The organism is Paenibacillus ihbetae (assembly GCF_002741055.1).
Classification (GTDB): domain Bacteria; phylum Bacillota; class Bacilli; order Paenibacillales; family Paenibacillaceae; genus Paenibacillus_AQ; species Paenibacillus_AQ ihbetae.
Window position 1 is genome coordinate 3,202,501 of sequence record NZ_CP016809.1, and the last position, 13,158, is coordinate 3,215,658.

The following is a 13,158-nucleotide window of genomic DNA, read 5'->3' on the forward strand; positions in this document are numbered from 1 at the left end:
ATCTAATCCTGTTCGCTCCCCACGCTTTCGCGCCTCAGCGTCAGTTACAGCCCAGAGAGTCGCCTTCGCCACTGGTGTTCCTCCACATATCTACGCATTTCACCGCTACACGTGGAATTCCACTCTCCTCTTCTGCACTCAAGTTCCCCAGTTTCCAGTGCGTCCCGAAGTTGAGCCTCGGGTTTAAACACCAGACTTAAAGAACCGCCTGCGCGCGCTTTACGCCCAATAATTCCGGACAACGCTTGCCCCCTACGTATTACCGCGGCTGCTGGCACGTAGTTAGCCGGGGCTTTCTTCTCAGGTACCGTCACTCTCATAGCAGTTACTCTATGAGACGTTCTTCCCTGGCAACAGAGCTTTACGATCCGAAAACCTTCATCACTCACGCGGCGTTGCTCCGTCAGGCTTTCGCCCATTGCGGAAGATTCCCTACTGCTGCCTCCCGTAGGAGTCTGGGCCGTGTCTCAGTCCCAGTGTGGCCGTTCACCCTCTCAGGTCGGCTACGCATCGTCGCCTTGGTGAGCCGTTACCTCACCAACTAGCTAATGCGCCGCAGGCCCATCCTCAAGTGACAGATTGCTCCGCCTTTCATAACCCTGCCATGCAGCAGGTTTAATTATCCGGTATTAGCTACCGTTTCCGGTAGTTATCCCAGTCTTGAGGGCAGGTTGCCTACGTGTTACTCACCCGTCCGCCGCTAAGCAAATGGTTTCCCGAAGGAAACCGTTGCTCCGCTCGACTTGCATGTATTAGGCACGCCGCCAGCGTTCGTCCTGAGCCAGGATCAAACTCTCCAATAAAGATCATCCTTTCGGATGATTGATTGAAAGAGCGATTAAGCTCATTTAGAAAAACTGACGAGAATTTGTTCAATTCTCTATTGTAACTCCCCGCCGAAGCGGTTCGTTTTACTCACTCGTTGTTCAGTTTTCAAAGATCAACCTTTTCGTTACCGGCGAATCTCGTTCGCATCAGCAACTCTTATAATATATCATGTTTTCGAAGAGTTAGCAAGCTTTTTTTTAAAAAACTTTTTTATCGAAAAGCCGTGATATATATCCGCTTCAAAAGCGGCAAGGAATAATATATCACAGCTTTTATGATTAGGTCAACCATTATTACCTAGGAAATAACTTCCTCAATATAGATCTGCCTTTGCTGCATTAAATTCATGATGCTGCCTTCCACGGATACCATTGGCCTGGTTGGATGCTGACTATCGGTAAATACGATTTCGCCCGTGCTTCCATTACTTAACTTGACTTTCGTTCCTGAATGTAAAGCCGTCACTTTACGAATAAAGGTCTGAACGATCTTCGGATCAAGCTTGCCGAACGCCTCCAGCTGAATTTGTTCCAGCACCAAGTAAGGAGATTGCGCACTCCGATAAAACTTATCCAATGTCATCGCATGGAAGATATCCGTAACCGCCACAATCTTGGCGTAGATATGGATTTTGCTCCCCTCCAGACGCAGGGGATAGCCGGACCCGTCCACTTTTTCATGATGCTGCAGTGCTGCAAGGCGAACCCCTTCGTTGACTGCGGCAACATTCTTAAGGATTTGATAACCGTAAGTGGTATGGCGTCGTACTTCCTCGTTCTCCTCATCGGTTAACTTGGACGGCTTATTTAATATGATAGGATCGATCTTGGCGTTTCCGATGTCATGGAGCAGACCCGCAAAGGCCACCTGCATCCAGTCTTTCTGCGGAAGATCGAGCCACCGCGCCAGCTTATAGGAAGAAAGAGCACATAACACCGCGCTGTGATACCGGTAATCATGGCGATTCGTCATTCTCGGAATAAACTTAAGGATCTGGTAATCCTTATGGTGCTTAAGCAAGTTCTCCATCTGACTCCGGATTTCGTAGATTCGGATCTCGCCGGTAATCGCTGACTGATAACAGCTTTTGACCAGAGACAGCGTTCTGTCATACTCTTCATGCAACGGAAGGTTTTTGCGACTTGGTACATCATCGCCCTCGCTCCCTTGCGGGCTTTCCGCAAAAATCAGCGAGGGCTTCTGCCCTGCAGATTTCACCGTTGGAATTCGCGTGCTCTCTCCCTCGACGGACTCAACATCAACCTGCTCGACCATAAATGCTTTCAGCACTTCCAGATCGCGAGGAAGCAGTACCTTCCCCTTATGAAGTAAAAGGCCCCCAAGAGGCGTATGCACATCCTTAGCCAGCTTTACGCCGGCCACCACTTCGTTCACGGCTTTGATCGTCATGATCAACCTCTCCATCTATTCCACTGCGCTCCTGGCAGCGAAGCTTCACCTTTATATTATACATTATTATAGTTCGACTTACTCAGGCTGTACAATACTGACTTCCTTATTTTGTAATCTGGATCACTGAAAAAAAAGAGCATGGATGCTTCATCTGCATCCACGCTCTCCATTGCTTTATTCTTCGCTTGGTTCAGAAGATTCCATGCCTTCTTCGAATTCGCCCTCTTCACCATCGTTCTCCGGTTCATCACTCTTGTCTGCACGGCATACCGTACCGACAGAATCATCCTCGCGGATGTTAATGAGCTTCACGCCCTGCGCATAGCGGCCCATCGTCGAGATGCCCTCCATGCTTGTGCGGATCAGGGTTCCGCTGGCCGTAATGATCATGAGATCCTCTTCCGATTTCACGACCTTCAACGCAACAACCGGTCCGTTCTTCTCGGTGATATTGATCGTCTTGATCCCTTTACCGCCACGTGTCTGAACACGATAATCGCCGGCCGGCGTCCGTTTGCCGTATCCTCGGGTCGTTACGATCAGAATATCAAGCTCCGGATCCACAACGTCCATGCCGATGACTTCGTCACCCTCATCGAGCGTTATGCCCTTAACCCCGGTTGCGCTTCTTCCCATTGAACGCACATCGCTCTCCTCGAATCGGATAGACATGCCCTGTGCCGTTCCCATAATGATCTCTTGCTGACCGTCTGTCAGCTTCACGTCGATCAGGGAGTCGTCTTCGCGCAGGTTAACCGCGATCAGGCCGCCCTTGCGGATATTGACATAGTCCTCGAGCGGTGTCTTCTTCACAACCCCATGGCGGGTTGCAAAGAACAGGAACTTATCGGTATCGAAGCTCTCGACCGGGATAACCGCATTGACGGTTTCGCCTTGCTCGATCTGAATCAGATTGATGATCGGCGTTCCGCGGGCGGTACGGCTAAGCTCCGGTATTTCGTATGCTTTGAGACGGTAAGCCTTCCCTTTGTCCGTAAAGAACATCAGATAGTGGTGCGAATTGGTTACGAAGAGGTGCTCCACAAAGTCCTCGCTCTTCGTCTCCATCCCCACGACGCCGCGTCCGCCCCGCTTCTGGCTGCGGTACGTATTGGCAGGCAAACGCTTGATGTAACCGGTGTGGGTAATGGTGATGACCACTTCCTCACGTGGAATGAGATCCTCGTCCAGGATGCTGTCTTCACCTACCGTAATTTCGGTACGGCGTTCATCTGCGAAGCGCTCCTTGATATCCTGAAGCTCATCATTGATGATCTGCAGCACAAGATGTTCGTTCGCCAAAATCTCGCGCAGCTCGGCGATCCGGGCCAGCAGCTCTTGGTACTCGTTCTCGATCTTCTCGCGTTCGAGTCCTGTCAGGCGCTGCAGACGCATATCGAGGATCGCCTGAGCCTGCTCCTGGCTAAGCCCGAAGCGCTCCATTAACCCTTCGCGCGCGGCCTCGGTTGTCTGGGAGGCGCGGATCAGCGCGATAACCTCATCCAGATGATCCAGCGCAATCCGCAAGCCCTCCAAAATGTGGGCACGCGCTTCGGCCTTCTTCAGCTCGAACTCGGTACGACGGCGAATTACCGTTACCTGATGCTCCAGGTAATAGTGCAGCACGTCACGCAGATTCAATATTTTCGGCTCATTGTTGACGATCGCCAGCATGTTGATGCCGAAATTGGACTGCATAGCCGTGTGCTTATACAGATTATTCAAGACGACGTTCGGGTTAACGTCACGGCGCAGCTCGATCACGATCCGCATACCGTTACGGTCCGACTCATCGCGGAGATCCGTAATCCCGTCAATTCGCTTATCGCGGACAAGCTCGGCAATCTTCTCCACGAGACGCGCTTTGTTCACTTGATACGGAATCTCGTGGACGACAATGCGCGCCTTGTTATTGTTTTCCTCAATCGTCGCTTTCGCGCGCATCGTCACCGAGCCGCGTCCCGTACGATATGCCTGGCGGATCCCCTCGCGTCCCAAAATATAGCCCGCTGTCGGGAAGTCCGGTCCCTGGATATATTCCATCAGCTCCATTGGGGTGATGTCGGGATTCCGAATCATCGCCTGTACGCCATCGATGACTTCGCCAAGATTATGAGGCGGTATATTCGTCGCCATGCCGACCGCAATCCCCGATACCCCGTTTACGAGAAGGTTCGGATATCGTGCCGGCAGAACGACCGGCTCCTGCTCCTCACCATCGTAGTTGGGTGCAAAGTCAATCGTCTCTTTATTAATATCACGCAGCATTTCCATGGCAATCTTGGATAAACGGGCTTCCGTATACCGCATTGCCGCTGCCATATCTCCGTCAATGGAACCGAAGTTACCATGCCCGTCAACGAGCATGTATCGCATGGAGAAGTCCTGCGCCATCCGGACCATGGATTCATACACTGCCGAATCACCATGCGGATGGTACTTACCGATAACCTCGCCAACGATCCTTGCCGATTTCTTGTACGGTTTGTCCGGGGCCATGCCGAGCTCCGACATCGCATATAGTATGCGACGGTGAACCGGCTTCATTCCGTCCCGCACATCTGGCAAGGCCCGGCTGACAATGATGCTCATCGCGTAATCCATAAAGGATTCGCGCATCTCGGTACCAATGTCCCGATCTTTGATTTGGGAGAAATTTTCTTCCGCCATGCTGGACCTCCTTCATTTTCTATCAACCATGCCTTGCTCTATGTGAAAAAAGCAGAATAATGATCAGGAAGCTATAAATGCACCAACCTTTATTATATTACTTTCACAAACCACGCACAATTAAACACGGGATAGAAAGCGTGAAAGTATGTTTTTTGCCCGGAAACCGTGACATACGCCCTGTCCTCCGTGCCGCTTTTCACATACAATGCATTGAAAAAGATTTCGCATCGATCACATCTTTATATTATACCACTGTTTGTCATACTTGTCCTATGTTTTCCCGTTTGGCAGCTTCACGTGCCGGATGTAACCGCCCGGCGCTTCGATCGATCATGGATAGCGTTCGACCTTCCCCTAAACGGGGGATGGCTTAGGCAGACTATAGGCGTATCCCCGCGTTCGTGCTTTTTTTCGTGACAGGTACATCTGTTCTTCACTCAAAAAACGGCCGGAAAGGATGAAGTTGGTTGGCTATACAACGCGTTGCAAGCAAATGGGCGAAAACAAAAATTCTGTTGAAAAATAAAGGTCTTGCCTCCTACATTCCCGCAACCCGCCAGTATTCGCTCGAAGCGCTGGAAGAGATGCTGGATAACCACAAGCTGGTTTATATTAAGCCGGATCGGGGGACATACGGCAACGGCGTCATGTGCGTAGAGCAAATCGAATCCCAGAATACGGAGGAATCGGCCGCCTCCAAGACCTACAAGCTCCGATATGAGCAAAAGACCGAGACGTTCGAATCGCTGGAGAGTCTTCACAAAACGCTGAATTCACTGTTCCAAGGCAAGGAATACTTGATTCAGCAGGGCATTCATCTGCTCCGGTACCAGGGCCGTCCCTTTGACCTGCGCGTCCTTACGCAGAAAAGCCCTTCAGGCCTGTGGGTAAGCACCGGCATCATCGGGCGGGTCGCCGCCAAGAACAAAATCATTACGAATCATCACAGCGGCGGCACCGCTTTGCATTACAAGCCGCTTATGCTTGAGCATATGACGGCTGAGGAGGCGGAGAATATCCGCCGGGAGCTGCATGTGCTCGGGGTGAATGTTGCCGGCCAATTGCAGAAATCCTACCCGAATCTGAAGGAAATCGGGCTTGATATCGCTATTGACGGCCGCTGGAACATCTGGATTTTGGAGGTCAACACGAGGCCGGCGCTTTTTCCGTTTAAGAAGTTCTTCAAGGATCCAAGCATATATAACAAGGTCAAGAAGTACGCCAGCGCTTACGGACGAAATTTGTCCGGCAGTAAAAAGAAAGCCCGCTAACCTGGCCACCCCCGGTGGACGTCCGGCATCTCTGCCATTCCTTGGTTCAGAGGCCCTTCAAATGTGCCCGTCCGACGAATTCACATCTCCTGCGAAGCCCCGCTGAATACCTGTGTCAGCCCCCGCTGAACACCTGACCGCACTGCCCCCCCCTAAATGCTCGGGCCATGACCTCCATCCTGCCGGATGGCTCATTGCCTTCGCAGACCTCGGCCTTCGAGCTGGTAGCAGCCTTCGAGTCGACCCGGCAGCCCGCTCGCAGCAAAAAGGAGCATCCGCAGGTCCAATGACCTGCCCGGATGCTCCCTGGGGCTATTGCTCTATGCTAAATGTCCAGATTACGAACGCTCTTCGCATGCTCCTGAATGAAATCCCGACGCGGCTCAACGTTGTCGCCCATGAGGGTGTCAAACAGCGTATCCGCCAGCATGGCATCCTCGATCGTCACCTGCAGCATCGTGCGGCTCTCCGGATCCATCGTCGTCTCCCACAGCTGGGTAGCATTCATCTCGCCGAGACCTTTATACCGCTGAATGTTATACTTGGCATTCTCGCCGAATTCCTTAATGATCTCGTCGCGCTCCTTCTCGCTGCCCGCATAACGGACAACCTTGTTGCGCTCGATCTTAAAGAGCGGCGGCTGCGCGATATAAATATATCCCGCTTCCACCAGCTTACGCATATAGCGATAGAAGAACGTCAGCAGCAGTGTGCGGATATGCGCGCCGTCGACGTCAGCATCGGTCATGATGATGATTTTGTGATAACGGGCCTTCGACAGATCGAAGTCGTCGGCAATCCCGGTCCCGAGCGCCGTGATGATCGCACGGATCTCCGCATTGGAGAGAATGCGGTCCAGACGCGCTTTCTCGACGTTAAGGATTTTCCCCCGCAGCGGCAAAATTGCCTGGAAATGCCGGTCACGGCCTTGCTTAGCCGATCCGCCGGCGGAGTCGCCTTCGACGATATACAGCTCACTGATCGACGCATCCTTGGAGGAGCAGTCGGCCAGCTTGCCCGGCAGGGCGCTTACTTCAAGCGCGCTCTTCCGGCGCGTCATTTCCCGCGCCTTACGTGCAGCTTCCCTCGCACGGGAGGCCTGCAGCGCCTTCTCCAGGATACGGCGGGACACCGAAGGATTCTCCTGCAGGAATTCCTGCAGCTTCTCTGCGAACAAGGACTCGACGATGCCGCGGACTTCACTGTTGCCGAGCTTCGTCTTCGTCTGCCCTTCAAACTGCGGCTCCGGCACTTTGACCGAGATGATCGCCGTCAAGCCTTCGCGAACGTCGTCACCGGACAAGTTATTGCTGTTGTCCTTGATCATGCCGGTTTTGCGGGCATAATCGTTAATAATCCGTGTCAAAGCGCTCTTAAAGCCGGATTCATGCGTTCCGCCCTCATGCGTATTGATATTGTTCGCGAACGAGTAAATATTCTCGGTATAGCTGTCGTTGTACTGGAGGGATATCTCCACCTGAATGTTGTCCCGGGAGCCTTCCACGTAGATCGGCTCTTCGTGGAGCGCCTCCTTCTTTTCATTCAGGAATTTGACGTACTCGATAATACCGCCTTCGTATTTGAAATAATCGGAAGCCCCGGTACGCTCATCCTTCAGCGTAAGCGCGATGCCTTTGTTCAAGAAGGCCAGCTCACGAATCCGCGTCAGAAGCGTATTGTAGTCATACTCCGTGGTCTCCGTAAAAATCTCCGGATCCGGAAGGAAGGTAACCGTCGTACCGGTCTCTTCGGTATCCCCGATGACTTTGATGTCATACTGGGGCACGCCGCGACGATATTCCTGCTGATAAATATGCCCGTCCCGCTTAACTTGGACGACGACCTTGGTGGACAATGCGTTAACGACGGATACGCCCACGCCGTGAAGTCCGCCGGATACCTTATATCCCCCGCCGCCGAACTTACCGCCGGCATGCAGGACGGTCATAACGACTTCAAGGGTGGATTTCTTCAGCTTGGCGTTCTCGCCGACCGGAATTCCGCGTCCGTTGTCGATAACGGTAACGCTGTTATCCTCATGGACAATAATCTCGATATGGTCGCATATTCCCGCCATCGCTTCGTCAATACTATTGTCCACTACCTCCCATACCAAATGATGCAGACCCTTGACGCTGGTCGAGCCGATGTACATCCCCGGACGTTTGCGGACAGCCTCGAGCCCTTCCAGTACCTGAATCTGATTCTCATCATATGTCGGTTGATTCATAGACATGCCTTCACCTACTTCTACAGATTCTGTTATGCCTGAGCTACAAAATGATTTGCCCGCTTCTTCAGCGTTGCGGAGGAAATCGGGGAATAGTAGACGATGGACTTCGTCACCACGATGGATTTCGGGTCCTCTTCACCGATTAATTCCACGACCTTATGCTGCTGGGCATGCGTGACGAACTGCTTGGAGATCTTGGACGATTTCTCGATCGAGATATCGAAGATGCCAACCAGCTCGGACGAACGGATAATCTTCTCTCCGCCTAAATGAATATACAATGGAATCACTCCTTAAGAGCCCACCTGTCCATCATGGACGTGAAAAATGCTGGCACCCTTCAATTTGTCGGTGTTCAATGTCTCGATGCCCGTCGCCGTGATGAATGTCTGCACTTTGCTCTGGAATGTCTCTATCAGTTGTGTCTGCCGGTATGGATCGAGTTCGGAAAGCACATCATCCAGAAGCAATACCGGATATTCACCGATTTCTTCCTGAATCAGCTCGATTTCGGCCAGCTTCAAAGAGAGCGCCGTCGTTCGCTGCTGACCTTGGGATCCGTACGTTTGGACTTCCTTGCCGTTAATATAAAAAGCCAGATCATCTCGATGAGGACCTGCCAATGTCATACCACGCCTTATTTCTTGCTCTTTCATTTGTGATAATTTTATCATAAAACGCTCAAATAAGACAGCTTCATCTTCTTCCTCCGCGTCAGCAAAGGACGGAACATAGTGCAGGGACAGCTCTTCCAGGCCGTTGGTGATGCCCTGATGAATGCCCTCCGCCCACTTTTGAAGCTTTTTTATAAATTGTTTCCTCTTCTTGACGATTTTAACACCATGTTCTGCCAACTGGCTGTTCCAAATGTCCAGCATCGCCTGCTGGGACGCTTCCTTCCCCCAGAGCTGCTTGAGCAGATTGTTCCGCTGCACGAGCACCTTCTGGTACTGCTGCAGATGGTAGAGATAGCTCGGCGCGACCTGTCCGATTTCCATGTCAAGAAACCGGCGGCGAACCCCCGGCGTGCCTTTGACGATTTCCAAATCCTCGGGTGCGAACATGACCACATTCAGGGAGCCGATAAAATCGCTCAGCTTCCGCTGCTCCAATCCGTTGACCTTCGCCTTCTTCCCCTGCTGGGACAAGCTCAGCTCAAGCTTCAGCATCCCGTACTTCTTCTCAACCTCGGCTGCAATATGCGCGCTCGGCTGCTCGAAGGCGATCAGCTCCCGATCCTTGGAGGTGCGGTGGCTCTTCGTCAAAGCAAGGACGAAGAGCGCCTCCATCAAGTTGGTCTTCCCCTGGGCGTTGCGCCCGATAATCAGATTGACATCACCGAACGCGCTCAGCTGAAGCTGCTCATAGTTCCGGTAATGCTGAAGACTGATATTGTTAACAAACAAGTTGATCCTCTCCCTCGTCATCCGCGCCTAGCGCCTAACGGGAGGCTGTCTATTGCGCCGCCACCTGAAAGGTTCCGCAGTCCTCCACCTTGACGATGTCGCCGGGAACCAGCTTGCGTCCGCGCCGCTCTTCCTTCTCATCGTTGACCAGCACGGCACCCTCCGCCAGCAGCGCCTTCGCCATGCCGCCTGTGGATACGCAATCCGCCAGCTTCAGAAATTGGTCCAGCTTAATATATTCGCTGTGGATAAAGATTTGCTTCATTTGCCTGTCCTTTCCCCCTTATCAACATGGGGATAACTTTAGTTGCGGGTTCAAAAAGCCGGATTCGTGATCGAAAGACGACTTTTGATCGACCTCTATTAGTTGGCCGTACGGTACGGCAGAATAATATACTGACTCTTGCTGTCATCCAGCGGCTTCAGGATGATCGGGCTCATGACGCCCATAAAAGCGATCATCAGCTGCTCGCTCTCGACAACCTTCAGCACGTCCAGCATGTATTTCGAGTTGAAGGAGATGCGCAGCGGGTCCCCCTTGAATTCAATCAGATCCAATTCCTCACGCACTTTACCGAGCTCCGACGAACTCGAGGAGATTTCAATGCCCCCGTTCTCCATCGTTTGCAGCAGCACGATATTCGTTTTTTCCTCTCTCGACAGCAGGTACGCACGGTCGATCGACTCGCTTAATTTTTTTGTGTCCAAAACCAGTTCTGTTTTATGCGTCGTCGGAATAATTCTAGAAGTATCGGGATAAATGCCGTCTAATATACGCGAATAGAACAGCACACGGTCAATTTTAAATAATACCTGATTATCGGCCACAACGATATCGACCAGCGTATTTTGGTCCGGAATGATCTTGCTCAGCTCATTCAGGGTTTTGCCGGCAATGACGACGTTGTTGAACGAAATGTCTTCGACGCCTTCGATATTTGCGGACCGAGTTGCCAGACGGTGACGGTCGGTAGCGGTAAATTTCAGCTCATTGTTGTTCAGGCTCCAGAGGACCCCTGTCAGAATCGGCGTCGTCTCATGCGTCGATATGGAGAATACCGTCTGCTTGATCATGTTTTTCAACAGATCTCCCGGCAGCGAGATCGTCTGACTGCCTTCGATGTTCGGCAATACCGGGAATTCATCCGGATCAAGGCCGACCATTTGGATTTCGGTTGCGCCTGCGGAAATAAAAGTCTGGAACTGGTCTTTAACCTCCATATGGATTTCCTGGGAAGGCAGCTTCTTGATGATTTCAACGAAAAATTTGGCCGGAAGGACGACACTACCTGGTCTTTCAACCTGTACAATCGTGTGCTTTTCATCTTCCGAAGGAATAAACGATTGGATGGAAATATCCGTATCGCTGGCTGTCAGCGTCACGCCGGAATAAGTGACATCAAGTTTAATGCCGCTCAAGATCGGAATGGTGGTCCGGCTGGAAATCGCTTTGGACACGTGTTGGATGGATTCGTTCAATACATTTTTCAATATGCTGATTTTCATCAATTTCACTCCTTGCGGAAAAATGAGAGGGGTATTGTTTCATTCGGCGGGAAGCCGATGATTCCCCTCTTTATGGATAATTATTTTATTAATTATTTATAGTACAAGTAGTAGGCGCACTGAATATGTGGATAAGCCCGTGAAAAGGCATAAAATTAAGCCTATCCACATGTGTATAGATTGTGCATAGGCTTTGAACTTGTTCAGGTTGGATTTTTGATTTTCTCCGTAATATTGTTAACCACTTTGAAGAGCTCCTGGTCGGTCTTCAGCGATTGGGTGATCTTCTCATGCGCATGAATAACGGTGGTATGATCGCGTCCTCCGAAAGCTTCACCGATCTTAGGAAGCGAATAATCGGTCAATTCACGGGACAAATACATGGCGATCTGCCGTGGAAATGCGACGGCTTTGGTCCGTTTGCGGGCTTTGAAGTCCTCCAGCCGGAGATTGTAGTACTCGCCCACCTTCTGCTGAATATCCTGGATCGTAATCATTCTCGGCCGGCTCGACGGAATGATATCCTTCAGCGCTTCGGCTGCAAGATGCGTGGTCACATCCTGGTTCGTCAGAGAGGAATAGGCAACAACACGGATAAGGGCGCCTTCAAGCTCCCGGATGTTGGTATCGATCTGGTTGGCGATATACATCATCGCTTCGTTCGGAATGTCCAAATTCTCGGCCTTCGCCTTCTTGCGCAAGATCGCGATCCGCGTCTCAAGGTCCGGCGGCTGAATATCGGTGATCAGTCCCCATTCGAACCGTGAACGGAGCCTTTCCTCCAGTGTCGGAATTTCCTTGGGCGGACGGTCACTTGAAATGATGATTTGCTTCCGTTCCTCATGCAGTGCGTTGAACGTATGGAAAAATTCCTCCTGCGTCGATTCCTTTCCGGCCAAAAACTGAATATCGTCAATGAGCAGAATATCGACGTTGCGGTACTTGTTGCGGAAGCTTTCGGCGCGGTTGTCACGGATGGAGTTGATAAACTCGTTGGTGAACTTCTCTGAGGAAATGTACACGACCTTGCTGCTCGGATTATGCTCCAAAATATAATGGCCGATGGCGTGCATCAAGTGTGTCTTGCCAAGTCCTACCCCTCCATAGAGGAACAACGGGTTGTACGCTTTGGCCGGCGCTTCGGCGACGGCGAGCGAGGCGGCATGCGCAAACCGGTTGCCCGAGCCGATGACGAACGTGTCAAAGGTGTATTTCGGGTTCAGCATATGGGACTGAATTTCGTCTCCGCTAACCTCGAGCGGGGGGGACGGCTGCTGAGGTGCCGGCTCCTGCGACTTTGCCTCTTCAATCACAAACCTCACATCGACCTGCTTGCCGATCACCTCATAGACCGTTGAGCTTACCAGCTTCGTATATCGGCTCTCCAGCCATTCCACGGCAAACGTTGTCGGCGCGGAAATGACGACGGAGTGATCGTTAATGGTCAATGCCTTGGTCGCTTTAAACCAAGTGTCAAAGCTCGGTTTGCTGAGCTTGGTCTGTATAATCGATAATATTTCCTGCCATAATTCGGAAGTATGGCTTTCCAAAACTGTCACTCCTTTAAATCTTCCAAATGTGGCTAGAGCCATGAGTAGAAATGTCGAACCAAAATGAACGATGTCAAATTATCCCCAAAGCTAAACCCCTGTGGAAACAAAAAAATATGGATAAATTGAAATTGTTCACAACTTTATCCACAGCCTGTTGATAATATAATGTGTTCATTCACATATTCACATCCAAAAGTAATATCATCATAGCAAAAGAAGGCCTTATTTTCAATGTATGTCGCTAATTTATCCACAAATTCAATACGTTGTGCATA

Annotated in this window: 9 protein-coding genes and 1 rRNA gene (1 of these 10 only partly in view); 1 reads left to right on the top strand and 9 read right to left on the bottom strand. The window is 51.2% G+C overall.

Annotated elements, in window-relative coordinates:
• The 3 genes from BBD41_RS14315 to gyrA form a co-directional block, all read right to left on the bottom strand.
• Positions 1-803, bottom strand: a 16S ribosomal RNA gene (locus tag BBD41_RS14315) (it extends 752 nt beyond the left edge of the window).
• 322 nt (positions 804-1,125) lie between these two features.
• On the bottom strand, positions 1,126-2,238 hold the full coding sequence (locus BBD41_RS14320; protein ID WP_099477959.1) for an HD-GYP domain-containing protein: 1,113 nt from the start codon (positions 2,236-2,238) through the stop codon (positions 1,126-1,128).
• Between the two features lie 177 nt (positions 2,239-2,415).
• Positions 2,416-4,911, bottom strand: coding sequence for a DNA gyrase subunit A (gene gyrA / locus BBD41_RS14325; RefSeq protein ID WP_099477960.1), 2,496 nt, complete (start codon positions 4,909-4,911; stop codon positions 2,416-2,418).
• Positions 4,912-5,381: 470 nt separating this feature from the next.
• Between gyrA and BBD41_RS14330 the strand changes: the two genes are divergently transcribed.
• On the top strand, positions 5,382-6,185 hold the full coding sequence (locus BBD41_RS14330; RefSeq protein ID WP_077570903.1) for a YheC/YheD family protein: 804 nt from the start codon (positions 5,382-5,384) through the stop codon (positions 6,183-6,185).
• 325 nt (positions 6,186-6,510) lie between these two features.
• On the opposite strand, the gene gyrB is transcribed toward BBD41_RS14330, so the two are convergent.
• The 6 genes from gyrB to dnaA all read right to left on the bottom strand — a co-directional run bounded on the left by gyrB (position 6,511) and on the right by dnaA (position 12,880).
• Positions 6,511-8,421, bottom strand: a complete 1,911-nt coding sequence (gene gyrB / locus BBD41_RS14335; protein WP_077570901.1) for a DNA topoisomerase (ATP-hydrolyzing) subunit B — start codon at positions 8,419-8,421, stop codon at positions 6,511-6,513.
• A gap of 26 nt (positions 8,422-8,447) precedes the next feature.
• The gene (gene remB / locus BBD41_RS14340) at positions 8,448-8,699 is read right to left on the bottom strand and encodes an extracellular matrix regulator RemB (RefSeq protein WP_007129241.1); all 252 of its coding nucleotides are present in this window, start codon (positions 8,697-8,699) and stop codon (positions 8,448-8,450) included.
• Between the two features lie 12 nt (positions 8,700-8,711).
• Positions 8,712-9,824 (bottom strand): DNA replication/repair protein RecF, encoded by a 1,113-nt coding sequence (gene recF / locus BBD41_RS14345; RefSeq protein ID WP_077570900.1) that lies wholly within the window; start codon positions 9,822-9,824, stop codon positions 8,712-8,714.
• Positions 9,825-9,873: 49 nt separating this feature from the next.
• Positions 9,874-10,089: a S4 domain-containing protein YaaA gene (gene yaaA, locus BBD41_RS14350; RefSeq protein WP_028406533.1), complete on the bottom strand. Its 216-nt coding sequence runs from the start codon at positions 10,087-10,089 to the stop codon at positions 9,874-9,876.
• Between the two features lie 98 nt (positions 10,090-10,187).
• Positions 10,188-11,330 carry a DNA polymerase III subunit beta gene (gene dnaN / locus BBD41_RS14355; protein WP_077570898.1) on the bottom strand — a complete coding sequence of 381 codons (1,143 nt, stop codon included), beginning with the start codon at positions 11,328-11,330 and terminating at the stop codon, positions 10,188-10,190.
• Positions 11,331-11,533: 203 nt separating this feature from the next.
• Positions 11,534-12,880 (bottom strand): chromosomal replication initiator protein DnaA, encoded by a 1,347-nt coding sequence (dnaA, locus tag BBD41_RS14360; protein ID WP_007129237.1) that lies wholly within the window; start codon positions 12,878-12,880, stop codon positions 11,534-11,536.
• Positions 12,881-13,158: the final 278 nt, after the last annotated feature.